At 70.7% G+C, this 20,706-nt stretch carries 16 protein-coding genes; 5 read left to right on the top strand and 11 right to left on the bottom strand.

Annotated features, from left to right (window positions below; all coding sequences use genetic code 11):
- Positions 1–211: 211 nt before the first annotated feature.
- Complete coding sequence (sigB, locus tag LXN57_RS39620) at positions 212–1,165, top strand: RNA polymerase sigma factor SigB (RefSeq protein WP_251803436.1); 954 nt, start codon at positions 212–214, stop codon at positions 1,163–1,165.
- Positions 1,166–1,223: 58 nt separating this feature from the next.
- On the opposite strand, the gene LXN57_RS39615 is transcribed toward sigB, so the two are convergent.
- Both LXN57_RS39615 and LXN57_RS39610 read right to left on the bottom strand, forming a co-directional pair.
- Positions 1,224–3,770: a bifunctional acetate--CoA ligase family protein/GNAT family N-acetyltransferase gene (locus LXN57_RS39615; protein WP_251803377.1), complete on the bottom strand. Its 2,547-nt coding sequence runs from the start codon at positions 3,768–3,770 to the stop codon at positions 1,224–1,226.
- Positions 3,771–3,824: 54 nt separating this feature from the next.
- The gene (locus LXN57_RS39610; RefSeq protein ID WP_251803375.1) at positions 3,825–5,009 is read right to left on the bottom strand and encodes an acetoin utilization protein AcuC; all 1,185 of its coding nucleotides are present in this window, start codon (positions 5,007–5,009) and stop codon (positions 3,825–3,827) included.
- A gap of 190 nt (positions 5,010–5,199) precedes the next feature.
- Between LXN57_RS39610 and LXN57_RS39605 the strand changes: the two genes are divergently transcribed.
- Positions 5,200–5,916: an iron-dependent transcriptional repressor DtxR gene (locus LXN57_RS39605; protein ID WP_251803374.1), complete on the top strand. Its 717-nt coding sequence runs from the start codon at positions 5,200–5,202 to the stop codon at positions 5,914–5,916.
- Between the two features lie 21 nt (positions 5,917–5,937).
- Here LXN57_RS39605 and LXN57_RS39600 read toward each other — a convergent pair whose 3' ends face one another.
- Positions 5,938–6,489, bottom strand: coding sequence for a hypothetical protein (locus LXN57_RS39600; protein WP_251803373.1), 552 nt, complete (start codon positions 6,487–6,489; stop codon positions 5,938–5,940).
- A 140-nt stretch (positions 6,490–6,629) separates the two neighbouring features.
- Here LXN57_RS39600 and LXN57_RS39595 point away from each other — a divergent pair, with 140 nt between their 5' ends.
- Positions 6,630–7,529 carry an alpha/beta fold hydrolase gene (locus LXN57_RS39595; RefSeq protein WP_251803371.1) on the top strand — a complete coding sequence of 300 codons (900 nt, stop codon included), beginning with the start codon at positions 6,630–6,632 and terminating at the stop codon, positions 7,527–7,529.
- On the opposite strand, the gene LXN57_RS39590 is transcribed toward LXN57_RS39595, so the two are convergent.
- The 3 genes from LXN57_RS39590 to LXN57_RS39580 form a co-directional block, all read right to left on the bottom strand.
- Entirely contained in the window at positions 7,504–7,932 is a 429-nt protein-coding gene (locus LXN57_RS39590; protein WP_251803370.1) for an SRPBCC family protein, read from the bottom strand. The two genes, LXN57_RS39595 and LXN57_RS39590, sit on opposite strands and share 26 nt — an antisense overlap.
- A gap of 80 nt (positions 7,933–8,012) precedes the next feature.
- Entirely contained in the window at positions 8,013–9,224 is a 1,212-nt protein-coding gene (locus LXN57_RS39585; RefSeq protein ID WP_251803368.1) for an MFS transporter, read from the bottom strand.
- 16 nt (positions 9,225–9,240) lie between these two features.
- The gene (locus LXN57_RS39580) at positions 9,241–10,395 is read right to left on the bottom strand and encodes a phosphotransferase (protein WP_251803366.1); all 1,155 of its coding nucleotides are present in this window, start codon (positions 10,393–10,395) and stop codon (positions 9,241–9,243) included.
- A gap of 248 nt (positions 10,396–10,643) precedes the next feature.
- Between LXN57_RS39580 and LXN57_RS39575 the strand changes: the two genes are divergently transcribed.
- Entirely contained in the window at positions 10,644–11,600 is a 957-nt protein-coding gene (locus LXN57_RS39575; protein WP_251803365.1) for an MSCRAMM family protein, read from the top strand.
- Positions 11,601–11,653: 53 nt separating this feature from the next.
- On the opposite strand, the gene LXN57_RS39570 is transcribed toward LXN57_RS39575, so the two are convergent.
- From LXN57_RS39570 to LXN57_RS39560, 3 genes are all read right to left on the bottom strand, one after another.
- Positions 11,654–14,560 (bottom strand): vitamin B12-dependent ribonucleotide reductase, encoded by a 2,907-nt coding sequence (locus tag LXN57_RS39570; protein ID WP_251803364.1) that lies wholly within the window; start codon positions 14,558–14,560, stop codon positions 11,654–11,656.
- 65 nt (positions 14,561–14,625) lie between these two features.
- Positions 14,626–15,144 carry a transcriptional regulator NrdR gene (gene nrdR, locus LXN57_RS39565; RefSeq protein ID WP_251803363.1) on the bottom strand — a complete coding sequence of 173 codons (519 nt, stop codon included), beginning with the start codon at positions 15,142–15,144 and terminating at the stop codon, positions 14,626–14,628.
- Between the two features lie 327 nt (positions 15,145–15,471).
- Positions 15,472–15,810, bottom strand: coding sequence for a LysM peptidoglycan-binding domain-containing protein (locus tag LXN57_RS39560; RefSeq protein ID WP_251803362.1), 339 nt, complete (start codon positions 15,808–15,810; stop codon positions 15,472–15,474).
- A 267-nt stretch (positions 15,811–16,077) separates the two neighbouring features.
- On the opposite strand from LXN57_RS39560, the gene lexA reads away from it, so the two are divergent.
- A complete protein-coding gene (gene lexA / locus LXN57_RS39555; protein ID WP_438872966.1) occupies positions 16,078–16,863 on the top strand; it encodes a transcriptional repressor LexA in 786 nt (261 codons plus the stop codon).
- Between the two features lie 360 nt (positions 16,864–17,223).
- Here lexA and LXN57_RS39550 read toward each other — a convergent pair whose 3' ends face one another.
- Positions 17,224–19,146, bottom strand: coding sequence for a hypothetical protein (locus LXN57_RS39550; protein ID WP_251803360.1), 1,923 nt, complete (start codon positions 19,144–19,146; stop codon positions 17,224–17,226).
- A gap of 82 nt (positions 19,147–19,228) precedes the next feature.
- Positions 19,229–20,644 (bottom strand): GTPase HflX, encoded by a 1,416-nt coding sequence (gene hflX, locus LXN57_RS39545; RefSeq protein WP_251803359.1) that lies wholly within the window; start codon positions 20,642–20,644, stop codon positions 19,229–19,231.
- Positions 20,645–20,706 lie beyond the last annotated feature (62 nt).

Genomic DNA, 20,706 nt, shown 5'->3' with positions numbered 1-20,706 from the left:
GGCTTGGCGACGTCAGGGTTCTCCCTGATTCATGCCACCTGGACGCTTGCCTCACCTCGGTTTAACGCGCCCCAGGCCAAGCTATCGATCACACCGGCACGAAGCGGCTGGGAATGCACGAGACGGTTATCAGCGGGGAGGGGACTGAAAGGTGGTCCTGCAGATGAAGGCGTCGGAGTCCAAGACGGCGGTTGCCGTCGACAACAGCAGCATGACCGACGGTGTCGAGCTCCTGACCGACCTGGACGCCACGGACGAGCGCGGCGTCTCCGCCGATCTGGTTCGTGCGTACCTCAACGGCATCGGACGCACCCGGTTGCTCACCGCGGTCGAAGAGGTCGAGCTCTCCAAGCGGATCGAAGCCGGCCTGTACGCGGAGGAGAAGTTCGCCGAGGCCGCCGCAGACCTGGCACCCCTCCTGCAGATCATCGCCGCGGAGGGCAAAGCGGCGAAGAATCACCTGCTCGAGGCCAACCTGCGACTCGTCGTGAGCATCGCCAAGCGTTACACCGGGCGGGGCATGGCGTTCCTCGACCTGATCCAAGAGGGCAACCTGGGCCTCATCCGCGCGGTCGAGAAATTCGACTACACCAAGGGCTACAAGTTCTCCACGTACGCCACCTGGTGGATCCGCCAGGCCATCACCCGCGCCATGGCCGACCAGGCCCGCACCATCCGCATCCCGGTGCACATGGTCGAGCAGGTCAACCGGATGGTGCGCAGCCGCCGCGACCTGGCCGCGTCGCTCGGCCGCGAGCCCAGCATCGCCGAGATCGCCGAGGCCATGGCGGTGCCCGAGTTCCAGGTCATCGAGCTGATCTCGTACGACCGCGAGCCGGTCAGCCTCGACCAGGCCGTCGGCGAGGACGGCGAGAGCGCGCTCGGCGACTTCGTGGCCGCGGTCGACCCGAGTCAGCCCGGCGCGACAGTCGGCTCCGGCGAACTGCGCAGCGAGGTCGAGATCGTCCTGGCCACGCTGAGCGAGCGCGAGTCGGCGGTGATCCGCCTGCGGTTCGGCCTCGACGACGGCCGTCAGCGCACCCTCGACGAGGTGGGACGCGAGTTCGGCCTGAGCCGCGAGCGCATCCGCCAGATCGAGAAGGTCACCATGCTCAAGCTCCGCGACCCGGAGCGCTCCTCCCGGCTCGAGGCGTACGCGGGCTGATCTTCTTGTGACATCACCGCCCGGCGAGCTTCGGCTCGACCGGGCGGTTTTTGCGTGCTCAGGGGGTGCGGAGGCGGCGGGGGCCGGTGTCGGGACGGCGGGCGGGGTCGCCGATCTCGGTGGCGGCGTGCAGCACCGAGATGCCGTCGGGGCGGGCCAGCACCGGGTTGAGGGAGAGTTTGCGCAGGCGGGGATGGTCGTCGGCGAGGCGGCCCACGCGGAGCAGCAGGTCGGTCAGTGCCTCACGGTCGACGGGGACGGAACCGCGGTAGCCGTGCAACAGCGGGGCCGCGCGCGGCTCGACGACCAGGGCCTCGGCCGCGCGGTCGGTCAATGGCGCGGCCCGCCAGGCCAGGTCACCCAGCAGTTCGCTGGCTACTCCCCCGAGCCCGAACCCGACGATCGGGCCGAAGGCGGGATCTTCCATGACCTCGACGCGGCACGCCACACCGGCCGCAACCATGGTCTGGACCAGCACGTCGGGACCGAACGCGGTGGCCAGTTCGGCGTAGGCGGCGCGCACGTCGTCCTCGTCGGCCAGGGCCAGGCGGACCGCGCCCAGGTCGATGCGATGACGCAGGGCACCGCCGGCGGCCTTGAGAGCCACCGGGTAGCCGAGCGCCCCGGCGGCCGCGATGGCCTCATCGGCGGTGGTCGCCAGCGTGGACGGGACCACGTTGATGCCGTACGCGGCCAGCAGCTCACTGGGTGGGCCGTCCACCTGAGCGGCGACCGGATCGACGCCCTCGAGCAGCGGGATCACGCCGGGTGGGCGGCGTAGCCAGTCGGCGTACGTGGCGACCCGGCCCAGGGCACGCACAGCCTCCTCGACCGACGGATAAGCGGGGACGCGCGGCGTGAGGCTGCCCAGCAGGAAGGTCGACACGGTCGGCTTCTCGCCGGCGAGGGCCACGCTGGCCAGGGCGGCGGCGAAGTCGGCATCCTCGTCGGCGAGCTGGCCGGGCAGCGGAGGCGCGAACACCACGACGAGGGCGTCGGCCCGCTCGTCGACGGCCGCGTCGGCCAGCGCGTCGGCGAAGTCGTGCGCGCCGGCCTGCGGGCTGATGTCGCGCGGATAACCGGCGGCGACGGTCAGGCCGTTGGCCCGGCAGGCGGCCACCGCCAACTCCGACAGTGCGGACGAGTTGCCGACCACGGCGACGCGGCGACCGGCAGGTAGCGGCTGGTGGGCCAGCAGCAGACCGACGTCGAAAAGCTCTTGGACGGTGTCGACGCGGATCACGCCGGAGCGGGCGAACAGGGCGGTCACCGCATTGACGTCCGGACCGGGCAGATCGCCGGCGAGACCGGGCGGGCGGGTGGCCGAGGCGACCGCGACGACCGGTTTGACCCGGCTCATGCGGCGGGCCAGGCGGGCGAACTTGCGCGGGTTGCCGAACGTCTCGAGGTAGAGCAGCACCGCGTCCGTGCCGGGGTCGTCGCGCCAGTATTGCAGTAGGTCGTTGCCGGAGACGTCGGCCCGGTTGCCGGCCGACACGAAGCTGGACAGGCCCAGCCCCCGGCGTTCGGCCTCGGCCAGCAGCGCGACCCCGAGGGCGCCGCTCTGGCTGAAGAAGCCGACCCGCCCGGCGACGGGCAGGCGTGGCGCCAGGGTGGCGTTCAGCCGTACGCCGGTGTCGGTGTTGGCCACCCCCATGCTGTTCGGCCCCACCACGCGCAACCCGGCAGCATGCGCGCCCTCGATCAGCGCGCGTTGCGCGACGCCGCCCTCGGGGCCGGCCTCGGCGAACCCGGCCGAGACCACCACCAGACCACCCGCGCCGCTGGCTGCGGCGTCGGCCAGCGCGGCCGCGACACCCTCGGGCGGGACGGCGACGAGCGCGAGGTCGATCGTGACGCCGGCCTCGGTGGCCGAGCGGTAGGCGCGCAGCCCGGCCACCCGGTCGGCACTGCGGTGGACGGGCACGATCGGGCCGGTGAAGCCGCCGTCGCGCAGGTGGCCGAGCATGGCCGCGCCGATGCCCTGACCGCTCGCGCTGGCGCCGTAGACCGCGACCGCGCGCGGGGACAGCAGCCGGGCGATCGAGCGGGCCTCGGTGATGTGCTCGCGCGATTCCTGCACCTCGCGCGACTTCTCGGTGGGCGCGATCGGGAAGCCCAGGTGGACCACGCCGTCGGCGTACTTGCGCTGAACCTGATAGCCGAAGTCGCTGAAGACGCGGAGCATGCCGCCGTTCTCGGGCAGGACCTCGGCGACGAAACGGGTGATGCCGTTGGCGCGGGCGGCCTCGGCCAGGTGTTCGAGCAGGACCGAGCCGATGCCGCGGCCCTGGTGGGCGTCCTCGACGACGAAGGCGACCTCGGCGTCGGGCGAATCGGGGCCGAGGCGCTCGTAGCGGCCGACCGCCATGATGCGCGGGCCGCTGACGATGACGAAGGCCTCGCGGTCGTGGTGGTCGACGTTGACGAAGCGTTCGAGGTCGCGCTCCGGAATGCGCGGATAGGGGGAGAAATAGCGCAGGTAGCGGGTGCGGTCACTCATCCGGGAGTGGAACTGCACGATCGCTTCGGCGTCGGAGGGCTGGATCTGTCGCAGGTGGACGGCACTGCCGTCGGAGAGCAGGACGTCCGCGCTGATGTCCATGTCTCCTCCTCTCGCCGCTGGCGCTCGTCGTGGTTTCGTCGGCCCGCGGGCCGGTCAGTCGCGGGGGTCGTGGGGATCGAGCCCGTGCAGCGGGAAGACCTCCACGCGGCTGGCCAGGATGGCCCGGTCGACCGCGTCGGGGGTGGTGCCCGGCTGCCACCGCTCGACCGGAGGTGGCGTGCCGTCGGTCATCGTCTCGGGCACCGTGACGCCGGGGCACCGCTCGGCGGCGAACTTGCGCCAGGCCTGCGGCGTGGGCGTACGCGGGTCGAGCGGATCGCCCGTGGCCGTGGCGAGCAGATGGGTCCAGGCCCTGGGCACCACCTCGACCAGCGCGTAGCCCCCGCCGCCGGTGGCCACCCAGCGGCCGTCGCAGAGCTCGTCGGCCAGGTCGCGCATCGCCAGGTGGGCCGCGCGCTGGCCGTCGACGGAGAGCCGCAGGTCGGCAAGGGGGTCGAGCAGGTGGGAGTCGGCGCCGCACTGGCTGAAGATGATCTCGGGGGCGAACGCGCGCAGGACCGAGGGCACGATCGCGTGGAAGGCCCGGAGCCAGCCTCCGTCGCCCGTGCCGGGGGGCAGCGGGACGTTGACCGCCAGGCCCTCGGCGCCCGGCCCGCCCGTCTCGTCGGCGAAGCCGGTGCCCGGGAAGAGGGTGAGCGGGGTCTCGTGCAGGCTGATCGTCAGCACGCGGGGATCGTTGTAGAAGGCGGCCTGCACGCCGTCGCCGTGGTGGACGTCGACGTCCACATAGGCCACGCGCTGGGCGCCCCGGTCGAGCAGGCGCGCGACGGCGACCGCCGGATCGTTGTAGACGCAGAAACCCGCCGCGCGGGCCGCCATCGCGTGATGCAGGCCACCGGCGATGTTGACCGCGCGGGTCGTCGTACCTGACCAGACGGCCTCGGCCGCCGCGATGCTCGCGCCGCAGATGCGGGCGGAAGCCTCGTGCATGCCGTCGAAGACGGGGTTGTCGGCGGTGTTGAGGCCCCAGCCGCGGAAGAACGGGTCGACCGGGGCGTGCCGGACCGCGTCGAGGTAGTCAGGACGGTGGATGCGTGTGAGATCGGCCTCGGTCGCCGGCTCGGGCGTGACCATGCGCACGCCCGGGCGATCGAGGACGCCCAATTCCCGGGCCAGAGCCATGGTGAGCTCGACGCGCACGGGATTGAGCGGGTGTTCGCCCATGTCGTAGTCGAGCAGGGCCCTGTCCCACACCACCGTGGTCGTCCGATCAACCATGACGGTCATGCTGCCACGCTTTCCGCGTGTGACCGGCAGATGGACGGTCAGGTAGGCTTCTTGCACCTGCTCGGGGCGTCTGTCAACCCCCGGCAACGAGGTATTATCGCTGCTGGGAGGGCCGCATTGTGAATGTTTCTGTCGTCAGCTCCGCGCTGGCGGTCCACCGAGACCGCTTGGAGGTCGGGGCATGAAGGCGTCGGTGCACAACCACGACCTGATCGACACCACCGAGATGTATCTGCGCACCATCCTCGAGCTCGAGGAAGAGGGTGTGCCACCGCTGCGGGCGCGTATCGCCGAGCGGCTGCACCAGAGCGGTCCCACAGTGAGCCAGACGGTCGCGCGGATGGAACGTGACGGCCTGCTGACGGTCGAGAACGATCGTCATCTCGTCCTCACCGACGAGGGCCGTTCGACCGCGGTCTCCGTCATGCGTAAGCACCGGCTGGCCGAGCTGCTGCTGGTCAACGTCATCGGCATGCCCTACGAGGAGGCCCACGAGGAGGCCTGCCGTTGGGAGCACGTGATGAGCGACTCGGTCGAGAAGAAGGTCTACGAGCTGCTCAACAAGCCGACCCGCTCGCCGTACGGAAATCCGATCCCCGGTCTCGAGGCGCTCGGCGTCCCGGACGACGAGGAACCGCTCGACAGCGCGGCGCAGGTCAGCGTCGGTGAGCGCAACCTCGCGTTCCCGGGTCTGACCGGCAGCGTCGTGGTCCAGCGCATCTGCGAGAGCGTGCAGACCAACGCCGACGTGCTGCGTCAGCTGCACGCGGCGGGCATCGACCCGGGCACGACGGTGACGGTGGCCCAGGAACGCGACGGTGTCACCATCGACCGCTCCGGCGACAAGATCCGGTTGCCGCGCGAGGTGGCATCGCGGGTGTTCGTCGCGGCGCACTGAGTTCCGCCGCTGAGAAGGGCGTCAGCCGTCGGTCGTGTCCATCGCCTTGGCGAGCGCGATGAGCTTCGGGTTCATCGCGGACACGGCGGCGGCCGGCGCCTTTTTGTCGAAGGTGAAGCGCAGCGTCTGCAGTTGCTTCGCCTCGCTGAGCCAGCCGATCTCGATGGTCGGGCCGTGTCCCGCGGCGGGCGGGGTGTAGAGGCGGTACGCGGCCTTGCCGACGCCCTTGAGTTTGGTGGCCTTCGACGGCTTCAGGTCGGCCAGGAACTGCGCGGGGCTCGCCTGCGTGCTCTCCACGACCGAGAGCATCAGGTCGGGGTAGTCGCCGGCCGTGGTCTGCACGACGCAGGTGGACGTGTCGTCGATCTGGTCGGACGCGGCCACGTCGAACGCCACGCCGACCTTCTGCTTGATGAACGCGTAGTCCCACAGGATGCAGGCGCCGCCGGCCGACGCGGCCGGAGCCTGCTCGACCGTGACGGGCTTCGGGGCGGAGGCCTGTTCCTCGCCCCGCTTCTCGCAACCGGTCAGCGCGAGCAGCAGAACGACGCCGACCACAGCGACGGAACGCACTATTGACCCTCCCGAGAGATCCGGGACACACCGTACTGGTCCGGGCAAGGCTCACGAAAGCCCGCGGGCGAAACGATTGATGTACGCACAGTGATCCCCGCAACTGGACACTCAGCGTCAACGGCCGACAGGATGGCGACATGATTAATGACCGGCTGATCGATGCGGGCGACGTGCCGCTGGCGGTGCGCGACTTCGGGGGCGACCAGCCGCCGCTGCTCCTGCTGCACGGGGCCGGGGGCAACCTCGCGACGATGACCACGCTGGCCCGGGCGCTGCGGCCGAACCACCGGGTGATCACGGTCGACCTGCGCGGGCACGGGCGCTCGGGCGAGGGCGCCTGGACGTGGGACTCGGCGCTGGGCGATCTGGCCGCGGTGTGCGTACAGATGGAGATCGAACGACCGGCCGTGGTGGGGCATTCGCTCGGCGGCATGCTCGCGGCGCTGTGGGGCCACCGGCATCCGGAGGCCCCGGGCGTGGTCAGCCTGGACGGCAACCCGCCGCCGACGTCGGTCGACCAGTTGCCCGGCCTCGATCCCGCGAAGGCGTCGGCCGAACTCGAGCGACTGCACGCGACCTTCAACCAGATCGAGGCCCAGGCGGGCCGGGTGATCGAGGCCGATCGACTGGCCGACCTGGTCGAGAGCCAGCAGGCCGCGGCGCGCGACATGGGCGCCAACGAGAAGGTCTGGATCGAGGGCTTCCGGCGCAACCTGGCCCACGAGAACGGCGAGACGTCGCTGCGCCCGTCGGCCGCGGTGACCAGCCAATTGCGTACGCTGATGAACGAACTCGACCTCGGGCCGGTCTACGCGGGCACGTCGTGCCCCGAGTTGGTCGTCCTCCCCACGCGCAACCTGCCCCAGCAGGAGCCGTTCGCCGAGCTGTACGAGGCCCACCGCCGCTTCCTGCTCGAGCAGGTGCGGGCCGCGGGTCATCCGCGCTACCTGCAGCTGGCCGACGCGTCGCACGCCATGGTGGTCGAGCAGCCGGCCGTGCTGGCCGGCCTGATCACCGACTTCCTGCGTTCGGCGTAGCCGCCAGATAGGCCGGCAGGCGGGTCAGGCAGCTCTCCCATCCGGCGCGGTACATCGCGGCCGTGTCGTCGTCGACCTCGTCGTGGACGATCCGCAGGCCGGTGCCGTCGCCGGACGGGGTGAGCTCGATGGTGACCCGGCTGTCACGGTCGTCACCGGCCCAGCGCCACGACTGCACCAGGCGGCGCGGCGGGTCGAGCTCGCGGTATTCCCCCGCGAAGCCCATGTCGCCGGCCTCGATGCCGAAGCGGCCGCCGACCACCGGCTCGGAGAACGCGCGGGGCTGCATCGCGGCCGGCCAGTACCAGACGGTAAGCGCGGCGGCGTCGGTCAGCGCGAACCAGACCTGATCGGGCGGGGCGTCCACTCGCGACTCGATCACCGCTGAGCTGTCGTAAGCCATCGCCCGAGGCTGTCACTCCTTCGTCGCTCGTGCCACCCCGTCCGGCTCGACCGGCAGCGGCCGGGTGGCCCCCGAGGCTGTCACTCCTTCGTCGCTCGTGCCACCCCGTCCGGCTCGACCGGCAGCGGCCGGGTGGCCCCGGAGGCGATCAGGCCGATGGCCAGGGCGCCGAAGACGCAGAGCATGGCCCGCAGGACGCCCAGATGTTCGGCCAGCAGCCCGATCAGGGGCGGGCCGGCGAGAAACGCGCCGTAGCCGATGGACCCGGCCACCGAGACCCGGATCGCCGCCCGGGCCGGGTCGTCGGCCGCGGAGCTCATGCCGATGGGGAAGCCGAGCGACGCGCCCGCTCCCCACAGCAGGGCGCCGGCGATGGCGACCGGCACGCCGACCTCGGTCACGACCAGCAGCAGGCCCAGCACGGCCGAGCCCGCGGTGACCCGCAGGGTGAAGACCCGGCCCCAGCGTTCGATGGCGTAACCGCCGAAGAGGCGACCCAGCGTCATGGCGGTGACGAACACGCCGAAGGCGATCGCACCGACGGTGTCGCCGGCGCCGTAGCCGTCGACCAGGCCGATGGCCAGCCAGTCGTTGGCGGTGCCCTCGGTGAAGCCGAACCCGAGCATGACCAGGCCGATCAGCACGGTGCGGGGTTCACGCCAGGCGCGGCGGACACTCATCGCGGGCTTCTGGCCGGCCGGCAGCGGATGGTACGGCAGGAAGTGGCGCACGGTCGGAGCGGTGACGGCCGCCGCGAGCGCCGCCGTGATGTAGAGCTGCGCCCAGATGGGGAGCCCGGCCGCGGCAGCCACGGCGCTGAACGCGGCGCCGACAACCGTGCCCAGGCTGAAGCCGGCATGGAAGCGCGGCATGATCGTCCGGCCCAGGCGGCGCTCGACGTCGGCCCCCTCGACGTTCATGGCGACGTCCCAGGTGCTGTTCCCCATGCCGACCAGCACCAGGCCGACGCCCGCGAGCGGGACCGAGCCGAGGAGCGTGCCGGTGGCGAGGCCGGTCAGGCCGACGACCATCGACGTGCTGCCGAGGAGGACGGCGCGGGCCGGGCCGACCCGCTGCACGAGCGGGCCGGCCAGCGGGATGGCAGCGATTGCGGCGGCCGAGAGGCAGAGCAGCAGCAGACCGAAACCGGCGGCTGACAGTTCCAGACCGTCGCGGACCGCGGGCGCCCGGGCGAGCCAGCCGGCGTACGCCAGACCGTTGGTGGCGAACGTGAAGCCGACGGCGATTCGCGCTCGGTCGAGGCGTGGACGATCGAGTTCAGTCGCGGTCACGACCTCAACTTACACGTTAAACCTGGACCTCCAGGAGCTGCTCGAAGGTGCTCCGGCACGGCAGGTGGGTCAGCAGATGACGGACGTTGCGGTCGGCGTAGCGGACCTCCCCGGGGGTGGCGGCCTCGAGAGCCAGATCCAGCTGACCGGCGACGTAGTTCTGCAACGCTGTCGCCGCGCCGTGGAACGACGCGAGGGTCAGCGCGCCCGGCTCGGCGCCGTAACCGGCCAGCAGGGCCCGGGCGCCGGCGACGTTGACGCCGCCGTCCGGGTCCACCGTCCACCTCGTCAGGGTGGCGGCCAGCTCCCACTCCGGCGGCAGACCGGCCGCGTGCTCCCAGCCCGTGATCACGAGACGACCGGCGGACCCCACGCGTACGTTGCCCGGGTTGAAGTTGTTGTGGCAGAGAACCGGAGTTTTCGTAGCCGTCCCGCCGCCCAGCGACCCCAACCCCACCAGGGTGGGGACGGCGGCGGTGAGGAGCGGCGCCCACGGAGCCGCCTTGGCATGCGCACGGTCGGCCAGTTCGGGCCAGCTCGCCCCGGTCAGGCGCCCGGCGTTCCAGGGGCAAATGCCCGGCGCCGGGAAGGCCAGGCCGTGCAGGATCGCCAGCAGCCGGCCCACCTCGTGGGTGATCGTGCCACTGACGGGAGCGGCCAGTGGCGGACCCGAACGCGGCGACTCGTAGACACGCCACCGGTTGCCGAGGATCAGCTCCGAGGCCGCGCCGTCGACACTGCGGATGGGAGCCGGCAGCAGCACGCCGGCGCGGGCCGCCTGCTCCTGGAAGCGGGTGTTCTGCTCGCCGTCGGTCGGCGGATAGACGTCGTCGACCGTACGCGGGGCGAACCGGCCGCGGTCCGTCTCGAGCAGCCAGCGCCGGCCCGACTCGTCGGGACGGGCGAAGGACCGCATCTCGCCGCGCACCGATCCCAGGGCGAACCAGTCAGCGATCTGCTGGGCCAACCCGGCCGGGGCGACCTCGGCTCGGCTGTGGTGGTCGACCTCGGCCTTCAGATCGGCCCACGTACGGAATCCGTACTGCCCGGCCAGGGCGGCCTGGGCGTCGGCCAGGCTCGTGCCGGGGTCCGAGTCGCGCAGGCCGGCCAGCAGATCCTTGGCCTGGCGGCGCAGGTGGTCGAGGTTGGCGTTGTCGGGCAGGGTCTTCATGGTTCCTCGCTCAGCGCCCGGACTCGCACAGGCACAGTGCCACCTTGGCGGGGATGGCTTCAAGCCTTCCGGCGAGTCTCGGCGCGTACCCGACACGCGCCACTCAGATTAGCCCATCCGGCCCGGCGATGCGGAGTGTGATCGGTCGACTACCAAGTTCGTGCCGCGAGCCGGCCGCATCGATGCTCCGCGTTCCCTGCCGCCCATAGGTTCTGGGCAGCAGGCAACTATCCGAAAGGGACACGACAGTGCGAGCACCGAGAGTCATCGTCAGAACCGTTCTCGCCGCCGCCGTGGCGGGAGCCGGAGCAGTAGCGGCCGGCGCGTCACCCGCCCAGGCCGGCTGGAACAACGGCCTGTTCACCGGGACGGTCCGGAACGACCGGGGCGCGGTCGTGGCCGGCGCCACGATCAGCGTCTGGCCCACCGTGAACGAGGACAGCAACCCCGTCGCCGTCACCACGACCAACGCCGCCGGCAAGTGGCGGGTCGCCGACCTCGACGCCGGCCGGTACAGGGTCGAGATCGGACTGGCCGGCTGGTCCGAGTACGCACCCGGCCGCGAGCGCAGCCACCAGAACGCCCGGATCTATCCGGTGACGGCCCACCGCCTCACCGTCGTCAACAGCGTCGTCGAGCGGGCGGGCTCGTTCTCCGGCCGGCTGACCACGCCGACGGGTGGCCCCGCGGCCGGCGTGCCGGTCACCGTCGACGACTACAACACGGCCCGCCCGTTCCAGACCACGACGGCCCCCGACGGCACGTACTCGCTGCCGGTGCCGCCCCGCGGCGACTACGTCGTCAGCTACCGCGACGGCAACTTCCAGCAGTACGCCGTGGGCACCACCGACGAGCAGCAGGCCCGCCACTACACGGTCGCGTCGGGCCAGAAGGTAAGGGTCGACGACCAGTTCCTGGAAACCGCGTCCCTCACCGGTCGCCTCGTCGACGCCGCGGGGGCGCCGGTCGGGGCGGCCACGGTCCGGTTCATCTACACCGAGACCGCGTTCGAGCTCCAGACCACCACGGACGCGGACGGCCGCTATAACTTCCAGAAGCTGAACCCCGGCCCGGTCAAGGTCTCGTTCCGCACGGCTGACGGCCTGCGCCAGTACGCGTACCAGGCCGCCTCCTACGACGAGGCCACCGAGTTCACCCTCACCCTGGGCACGGTGACCACCGTCAACGACACCCTGCTCCCCTGAATGGAAAGGGCGGCCCGGCATACGCCGGGCCGCCCTTTTCGTGCTGCCCGGCCTCAGCTGCAGCCGGAGGTGCTGCCGCAGCCCTCGCAGACGTAGCAACTGCCGGCCCGGCGCATCTTGGTGCCGCAGGTGAAGCAGAGCGGCGCGTCGGCCGAGTGGCCCGTCACGATCTCGAGCAGTTCGGTGGAGGAGCCGGCGACCGGGGAGGGGGCTGCCTTGTCCCCCGCGTCGAGTGTCGGGGGCTTGGCCTCGACGGGGGCGGAAGCTGCGCCCACGGGGGCGGAGACCGGGGCGGACGCGGCCATGCCGGCCAGGTCGACTGCGGCGGCGGCGTCGGCGGCGGCTTCGGCCTGGACCTGGGCGGCCCGTTCCTTGGCCGTGAAGATGCCGAGGTCGGCCCGGGTGTCGTACGGCAGGAAGTCGAGCGCCAGGCGACGGAAGATGTAGTCCATCACGGAGGACGCCATGCGCACGTCGGGGTCGTCGGTCATGCCGGCCGGCTCGAAGCGCATGTTGGTGAACTTGCTGACGTACGTCTCGAGCGGGACGCCGTACTGCAGCCCTATCGAGATGGCGACGGAGAAGGCGTCCATCACCCCGGCCAGCGTCGAGCCCTGCTTCGACATCTTGAGGAAGACCTCGCCGAGGCCGTCGTCGGGGTAGTTCGACGCGGTGAGGTAGCCCTCGGCGCCGCCGACCGAGAAGGACACCGTCTCGGACGTGCGCTTCTTGGGCAGGCGCTTGCGGACCGGGCGGTACTCGATGACCTTCTCGACGACCTTCTCGACCTCGGTCGACGCGGCCGGGGTGACCTCGGTCGTGGTCTTCTTGGTACCGGCGGCCGACAGCGGCTGACCGACCTTGCAGTTGTCGCGGTAGATCGCGAGCGCCTTCAGGCCGAGCTTCCAGCCCTGGTAGTGGATGTTCTCGATCTCTTCGACGGTCGCCGTCTCGGGCATGTTGACCGTCTTCGAGATGGCGCCCGAGATGAACGGCTGCACCGCGGCCATCATGCGCACGTGGCCCATCGGCGCGATCGCGCGTTCGCCCATGGCGCAGTCGAAGACCGCGTAGTGCTCGGGCTTGAGGCCCGGGGCGTCGACGACGTTGCCGTTCTCGGAGATGTGCTCGATGATCGCCTCGACCTGCTCCTCGGGGTAGCCGAGGCTGCGCAGGGCGCGCGGAACCGTCTGGTTGACGATCTGCATCGAGCCGCCGCCGACGAGCTTCTTGAACTTGACCAGGGCCAGGTCGGGCTCGATGCCGGTGGTGTCGCAGTCCATCATCAGGCCGATGGTGCCGGTCGGGGCGAGCACCGACGCCTGGGCGTTGCGCCAGCCGTTCTTCTCCCCGATCTTGAGGCCCTCCTGCCACTGCTTGGTCGCCTCGCGGACGAGGTCGGTGGCGACCGAGCCGGCCGGGCGGATGTCGTCGTTGGCGGCGGCGTGCTTGCGCATGACGCGCTTGTGCGCGTCGGCGTTGCGGGCGTAGCCCTCGTACGGGCCGACGACCCCGGCGATCTCGGCCGAGCGGCGGTAGGCCGTGCCGGTCATCAGGGACGTGATGGCGGCGGCGACGTTCCGGCCGGCCTCCGAGTCGTACGGCAGGCCCGAGGCCATCAGCAGCGCGCCGATGTTGGCGTAGCCGATGCCGAGCTGACGGTAGGCCCGCGTGGTGACGCCGATCTTCTCGGTCGGGAAGTCGGCGAACGCGATCGAGATCTCCATCGCGGTGATGATGAACTCGACGCTCTTGACGAACTTCTCCACCTCGAAGCCGCCGTCGGCCTTGAGGAACTTCATGAGGTTGAGCGACGCCAGGTTGCAGGACGAGTCGTCCAGCGACATGTACTCCGAGCACGGGTTGGACGCGGTGATGCGGCCGGTCTCGGGGTTGGTGTGCCAGTCGTTGATGGTGTCGTCGTACTGCATGCCTGGGTCGGCACACTCCCAGGCGGCCTGGGCGATGTCGCGGAACAGCTTCTTGGCGTCGATGGTCTCGATGACCTCGCCGTCCTGCCGGCTGCGCAGGCCGAACTCGGCGCCCGCCTCGTACGCCTTCATGAACTCGTCGCTGACGCGGACCGAGTTGTTGGCGTTCTGGTACTGCACGCTGACGATGTCGGCGCCGCCGAGGTCCATGTCGAAGCCGGCGTCACGCAGGGCGCGGATCTTGTCTTCCTCACGCGCCTTGGTCTGCACGAACTCTTCGATGTCGGGGTGGTCGACGTCGAGGATGACCATCTTGGCCGCCCGCCGGGTGGCGCCACCGGACTTGATGGTGCCGGCGCTCGCGTCGGCGCCGCGCATGAAGCTCACCGGTCCGCTGGCGGTCCCCCCGGACGACAGCAGTTCCTTGGACGAGCGGATGCGCGACAGGTTGACGCCGGAGCCGGAGCCACCCTTGAAGATCAGCCCCTCCTCCTTGTACCAGTCGAGGATGGAGTCCATCGAGTCGTCGACCGAGAGGATGAAGCACGCGCTGACCTGCTGCGGCGACTTGGTGCCGACGTTGAACCAGACCGGCGAGTTGAAGCTGAACACCTGGTGCAGCAGCATCCAGGTCAGCTCGTGGTCGAACAGCTCGGCGTCGGCCTTGGTGGCGAAGTAGCCGTGCTTCTCGCCCGCCGCGCGGTAGGTCGAGACGACCCGGTCGATCAGCTGCTTGAGCGACCACTCACGGTCGGGCGTGCCGACCGCTCCGCGGAAGTACTTGGTGGTGACGATGTTCGCCGCGTTGATGCTCCACGCGGTGGGGAACTCGACACCCTTCTGCTCGAAGTTGATCGAACCGTCCCGCCAGTTCGTCATGACGACGTCGCGGCGCTCCCACTCGACCTCGTCGTACGGGTGGACCCCCTCGGTCGTCCAGACCCGCTCGACCCGCAGCCCCCCGCCGGCCGCGCTGTTGCCGTTCGTACGGCTGCGCTGCCGACCTGCTGTGATGCCGTCCCCGGCCATACTGCTCCCCCTCGTTGACACTGCTTCTACCACTCGTCTTTGCTTCGTGGTCCGCTTCGGCTTCGTCATCCGCCGATTTTCGGTGTGCGGCCGCCGGACCGCGGCGCCACCGGGTGGCGCAGACCGGACTCACGGGCGATCGTCGCCTCGCGGAGCGCGGTGATCTCCTTCTCGAACTCGTCGAGCGAGTCGAAGGACTTGTAGACGCTGGCGAACCGGAGATAGGCCACCTGATCGAGTTCCCGCAGCGGGACCAGGATCGCCAGCCCGACCTCGTGACTGGGGATCTCGGCCGCGCCCTTGGCCCGGACGGTCTCTTCGACCTTCTGCGCGAGCAGCGCGATCGAGTCCTCGTCGACGGGCCGACCCTGGCAGGCCTTGCGGACACCGCTCATGATCTTGGTGCGGCTGAAGGGCTCGGTGACACCGCTGCGCTTCACGACGGCGAGAACGGCCTCCTCGACCGTGGTGAACCGCTTGCCGCACTCGGGGCACGATCGACGGCGACGGATCAACTGACCGTCGTCGGCCTCGCGCGAGTCGACCACGCGAGAATCGGCGTGGCGACAGTACGGACAGCGCACCTGGAACCCCCTCCGGCGCCTGTCACCGGAAACGCGGGCACGCAAAAATACGGCTACTCGCTGGCAACGGGCCAGCTCGCGCCGTTCACGGCCTGTGGATAACCGGTGGAGGCGAACCCCAACCTGTGGATGACTTACACCCTTGTAACTACTAGATGTTGGGGTAGACGCTATGCCGCAGCGGACGCGGACGCAAGCCAACTGGCACGCCGACGCGCCGTATTTTGCGACTCAACACGAGCGGTTGACCGCGCCCTCACGGAACGAGGTGATCATGCGCTGTTTTCCCGCCGGACACCGCTTTGATCTTGCGGAGCCCCGCTTCGATCACGCGTCCCGCGGCAAGATCAAAACATCGCCGGGCCACACGACGGAGCCCGACAGGCCGTTGAGGCGGCGCAACTCGTCGACAGCCGCCCGGCCGTCGCGCTCGGGCGAGGTGCGCGCGGCAATGTCCCACAACGTGTCACCCGGGCGGACCACGATCGACGGCGGCGGGCCGGACGGCGGCTGCTCGGCCCGGGACGCGGTGGTGAACAACACGGCGCTGGCGACCGAGGCCAGCATGACCAGGAAGCCGAGCACAACGGCCCGCCCGCGCCGGGTGAGCCGCAGCGGGGGCTGGCCCGGCCGCACCCTCGGGGCCACCACAACGTTCGTCACCATGGCTTTCCTCCCGGCGGAAGACGATCTTCGTACGGGCGTTCGATCGAACGCCCGTACGACGGTCTATCAGAACACGCGTACGGAAGTCGAGCACTTCCGGGCGACACGCCGGAAGAATGTCGTACAGATGTTTGAATATGTCGCACCCCGCGATTACGGTTCTCCCTCAAAGGGGTCAGCCGGGCACACGCCATCCCCACGGCAAGGCGCTCGGCTCCGCGAAGAGCACCACGTGCCGACAAGGCACTGGCCGACAGGGAGGCGGACGTGTCGACCGACGACCGGACGAGCAGCCGGCAACATCAGACCAAGCCCGACAACGGCGCGGCCCTGCGCCGCCGCACACCGAGCCGCGGGCGTGCCGCCGACGCGCCGCAGCTGCGTTCCGTCACTCCGGTGGTCAGCCAGTTCCCCGAGCCGGTCACGGCCGATCTGACCGCCCGACAGCGCCGCATCCTCGAGTTCATCCGCGACTGGGTCGACCGCTACGGCTACCCGCCGAGCGTCCGTGAGATCGGCGAGGCGGTCGGGCTGGTCTCGCCGTCAAGCGTGGCCTACCAGCTGAAGGCGCTCGAGACCAAGGGCTTCCTGCGGCGCGACCCCAACCGGCCGCGGGCCGTCGATGTGCGCTCCCCCGCCGAGATGGTCGACGACGAGACGATGCGGTCGGCCCGTCCCCAGCCGGCCTATGTGCCGCTGCTCGGCCGCATCGCCGCCGGTGGCCCGATCCTGGCCGAGCAGGCCGTCGAAGAGTTCTTCCCGCTGCCGCGCGAGCTGGTCGGCGAGGGCGAGGTCTTCATGCTCGAGGTCAAGGGCGACTCGATGATCGACGCGGCCATCTGCAACGGCGACTGGGTCGTCGTACGGCAGCAGCCCACGGCCAACGCGGGCGACATCGTGGCCGCGATGATCGACGGCGAGGCGACCGTGAAGCGCTACCGCCAGCGTGACGGGCACGTGTGGCTGATGCCGGCCAACCCGGCCTTCGACCCGATCCCCGGCGACGACGCGACCATCATGGGCCGCGTCGTGGCCGTCCTGCGCCGCGTCTGAGCCGACCGCAAGCCCAGCCTGGGCGCAGCACCTGGCCCAGCCTGAGCGCAGCACCCGGCCCAGCCTGGGCGCAGCACCCGGCCCAGCCTGGGCGCAGCACCCGGCCCAGCCTGGGCGCAGCACCCGGCCCAGCCTGGGCGCAACGCCCGGCCGAGGCTGAGCGCAACGCCTGCCCGTAAGCACGACGCTGGGCGCAGCGCCCGGCAGTAAGCACGACGCTGGGCGCAGCGCCCGGCAGTAAGCACGGGCTGGGCGCGGGCTATGCCTGGCGCGGTCTGGATGAGGGGCCGAGCCTTGGAGCGGCCGGACGTCGGGCACGAGCCCGGCCCCTAACCGGGCCTTGGCCGAGCCTGGAAGGACTTAACGGGGGCTGTAGCCGTCGAAACGGCCCTCGGCGGTCCGGCGGAACTCGTTGTAGCCGTTGCTCGCGACCGGCGGCTGGCCGCCGCTGTTGCCGCCGTAGACCCCGCCGCCGCCACCCCGCGGCGGTTGGCCGTGCGGCCCACGCGGCGGCTGTCCCTGCGGACCACGCGGCGGCTGGCCTTGGGGGCCACGCGGGGGCTGACCCTGCGGACCACGCGGCGGCTGACCCTGCGGACCACGCGGCGGCTGACCCTGCGGACCACGCGGGGGCTGACCCTGGGGACCACGCGGGGGCTGACCCTGGGGGCCGCGGGGCGGCTGACCCTGGGGACCACGCGCAGGCTGACCCTGCGGACCACGCGGCGGCTGACCCTGCGGACCACGCGGCGGCTGACCCTGGGGACCACGCGCAGGCTGACCCTGCGGACCACGCGCAGGCTGACCCTGCGGACCACGCGGCGGCTGACCTTGAGGGCCACGCGGGGGCTGACCCTGCGGACCACGGGGCGGCTGACCCTGGGGGCCACGCGGAGGCTGACCACCCGGGCCCGGGGCGCCCTTGCCGCCGTACACGCCGGCGCGCGCCGGCTGCTGGCCGTTCGCCTTGGCCGGTGCGCCGCCGTAGACCCCGTTGGACTGCGGCTTGCCGCCGTAGACGCCGTTGGCCGCGGGCCCGGACGAGCCGTTCACCACCGGGCCCGACCGCGCCCCGCCATAGACCCCGGCCCGCTGCGGGGTGCCGCCGACACCGATCAACTCGGTCTCGGGATCGCCCTCGAGCGGGTTCTTGAAGTCGTCGTCGTCGGCCACCGCGGGCATGGCGGCCATGCGCTTGCGGTGCCGCGTGATCCCCAGCACGCCCGCCCCGACCAGAATCAGCCCGAGCAGGCCGACCCCGCCCACGGCGTACGTGATGTCGCTCAGCTCGAGGTTGGCGTACCACTTCTCGCCGCTCTCGTCGCCGCCGTTCTTGGCGGCGGTGGCCACAGTGGTGGCCGGCGTGTAGCGGAGGATGTAGTTGGCCGTCCCGGTCTCGCCGTTCATGTCGGAGACCGTGTAGAAGACCTTGCCGTCGGGGCTGTAGCTGATCGCCTCGCCGGTGATCTCGTTGGGCAGGCCGGTCGTGCGGGGCTCGTTCTTGAGCGCGCCCAGCACGTCGCCGTTGGTCACGTCCCACTCGAGCGCGTCGGTGTAGGTGCGCAGCGCCACTTTGGTGCCGCCGGGCGCCACCGCGCCGCCGCTGATCGTCTGGTTGCCGATGCGGGCCAGCGGGTTGCCGTCGGTCTGGGTGGCCGAGACGGGAAGCTCGGCGACGCGCTTCATCGGCACGCCGACCTCGTTCTTGGCCTTCAGCGGCGCCGTGGGCTGATAGACGTAGGCCGGCTTGCCGATCTCGCGAGTGACGATCAGCGGGGAGCCGTCGCCGCTGAACAGCAGCGCCTCGGCGTCGTGGGCGTCGCCCTGGGGGTAGCTGAGCCGGTGGATCGTGGGCTCGGCCGAGCCGTTCGACGGCATCGACCAGAGGCTGACGGCCGGGCGGCGATCCTCGGTGTCGAACTTGTTGTCGCCGATGTCGGCGATCCAGAGCTTCGTGCCGTCGGGCGAGAGGATCAGATCCTCCGGGTCGAACGGTCCCTTGCCCGAATACTTGACCGCCTTGGTGACCTCGCACTTGGTGTTGAGGAAGAAGATGCGCTTGTGGCTGTCCTTGTCGGTGCTGTCGTTGACGACGACGTAGCCCGACTTGGTGGCGACGAGACCGGACGCCTCGTCGATCCGGTCGTCGCTGATCTTGCACATCTTCTTGCCCGCAACGGCGGGAACGCTGACCGTCGGGGCCGGATCCTCGGCAAACGCCATGGACGGACCGATCATCACCAGCCCGGAGGCCACGATCACCGGGAACACGAGACGCCGCATCCGATCAGTGTCGCATGCGGCGTCCCGTACTGGTGTTACGCGTCAGTCAAGCCCTCACTGCGAAGCAGGGCACTCGGCACGCTCAGTGCCGGAAGGACTCCAGCTCGTTGGCGAGTCGCTCGTCGACGAGGATTCTCATCTCGGTGCCCTCCTCCACATGGAGGGTGTGCAGCACCTGACCGGTCCGATGAATCCGGGCGACCAGATCACCCCGGTCATAGGGGAGCAGAACACGCAGATCCACCGCGGGCTTGGGCAGCCGCTCGGCGATCGCCTGCTGCAGCTCGGCGATGCCCGCGCCGGACCGGGCCGACACGAACACGGCGTCGGGCCACGCGCGCTTCAGCCGCAGCACCGTCTCCTCGTCCGCGGCGTCCATCTTGTTGATCACCAGCAGCTCGGGGATGGCGTCGGCGCTCACGTCGGCCAGCACCTCGCGTACGGCGCTGACCTGACCCTCGGGGTCGGGGTGGGCTCCGTCGACGACGTGCACGACCAGATCGGCGTACGACACCTCTTCGAGCGTGGAGCGGAACGCCTCCACGATCTGGTGCGGCAGGTGGCGGACGAAACCGACCGTGTCGGAGAGCGTGTAGACGCGCCCGTCTTCGGCCGCCGTGCGCCGCGTGGTCGGATCGAGGGTGGCGAACAACGCGTCCTCGACCAGAACGCCGGCCTGGGTCAGACGGTTGAGCAGGCTCGACTTGCCGGCGTTGGTGTAGCCGGCGATCGCCACGGCCGGGACGCCGCTGCTCTGCCGGCGCGAGCGCTTGGTCTGACGTACGGTGCGCATGGCCTTGATCTCGCGGCGCAGCTTGGCGATGCGCTGGTTGATGCGGCGACGGTCGGTCTCGAGCTTGGTCTCACCGGGACCACGGGTGCCGACGCCACCGCCGGACCCGCCACCGGCTCCACCGCCCTGGCGGGACAGCGAGTCACCCCAGCCGCGCAGACGCGGCAACAGGTATTGCAGCTGGGCCAGCTCGACCTGGGCCTTGCCCTCTTTGCTCTTCGCGTGCTGGGCGAAGATGTCGAGGATCAAAGCCGTGCGGTCGACGACCTTGACCTTGGTCTGCTGCTCGAGGTTGCGCAGCTGGCTCGGGGAGAGCTCGCCGTCGCAGATGACCGTGTCGGCGCCGGTGGCGACGACCGCGTCGCGCAGCTCTTCGACCTTGCCGCGGCCGATGAACGTGGCCGTGTCGGGACGGGAGCGCCGCTGGATCAGGCCCTCGAGGACCTGGGAACCGGCGGTCTCGGCCAGCGCGGCCAGCTCGGCCAGGGAGTTGTCGGCATCCTCGACGGAGCCCTCGGTCCAGACGCCGACCAGGACCACCCGCTCGAGCCGCAGCTGCCGGTACTCGACCTCGGTGATGTCGGTGAGCTCGGTGGAAAGACCGGCGACGCGCCGCAGCGAGTGCCGCTCCTCGAGCTCGAGTTCCCCGGATGTCACATCCGGCTCGTCGACCTCAAGTACGGGTGCCTGGTAAGTGTTTCGCAAAAGGTGACCTCCTCGGCCCCGATCGTGGCACGTCGCCGTGGTCGGCGCATCCACATAACGTG

This window comes from Paractinoplanes hotanensis (assembly GCF_023717965.1).
In the GTDB taxonomy this organism is placed as follows: Bacteria; Actinomycetota; Actinomycetes; order Mycobacteriales; family Micromonosporaceae; genus Actinoplanes; species Actinoplanes polyasparticus.
The sequence above is the reverse complement of the archived record's forward strand: the minus strand, read 5'-3'. Positions and strand labels throughout refer to the sequence as shown.

Bases quoted from the DNA above. Each gene is read 5' to 3' on its own strand.
- sigB (WP_251803436.1), top strand. From the start codon at position 212: ATGACCGACGGTGTCGAGCTCCTGACCGACCTGGACGCCACGGACGAG.
- LXN57_RS39615 (WP_251803377.1), bottom strand. From the start codon at position 3,770: ATGGACATCAGCGCGGACGTCCTGCTCTCCGACGGCAGTGCCGTCCAC.
- LXN57_RS39610 (WP_251803375.1), bottom strand. From the start codon at position 5,009: ATGGTTGATCGGACGACCACGGTGGTGTGGGACAGGGCCCTGCTCGAC.
- LXN57_RS39605 (WP_251803374.1), top strand. From the start codon at position 5,200: ATGAAGGCGTCGGTGCACAACCACGACCTGATCGACACCACCGAGATG.
- LXN57_RS39595 (WP_251803371.1), top strand. From the start codon at position 6,630: ATGATTAATGACCGGCTGATCGATGCGGGCGACGTGCCGCTGGCGGTG.
- LXN57_RS39590 (WP_251803370.1), bottom strand. From the start codon at position 7,932: ATGGCTTACGACAGCTCAGCGGTGATCGAGTCGCGAGTGGACGCCCCG.
- LXN57_RS39580 (WP_251803366.1), bottom strand. From the start codon at position 10,395: ATGAAGACCCTGCCCGACAACGCCAACCTCGACCACCTGCGCCGCCAG.
- LXN57_RS39570 (WP_251803364.1), bottom strand. From the start codon at position 14,560: ATGGCCGGGGACGGCATCACAGCAGGTCGGCAGCGCAGCCGTACGAAC.
- LXN57_RS39560 (WP_251803362.1), bottom strand. From the start codon at position 15,810: ATGGTGACGAACGTTGTGGTGGCCCCGAGGGTGCGGCCGGGCCAGCCC.
- LXN57_RS39550 (WP_251803360.1), bottom strand. From the start codon at position 19,146: ATGCGGCGTCTCGTGTTCCCGGTGATCGTGGCCTCCGGGCTGGTGATG.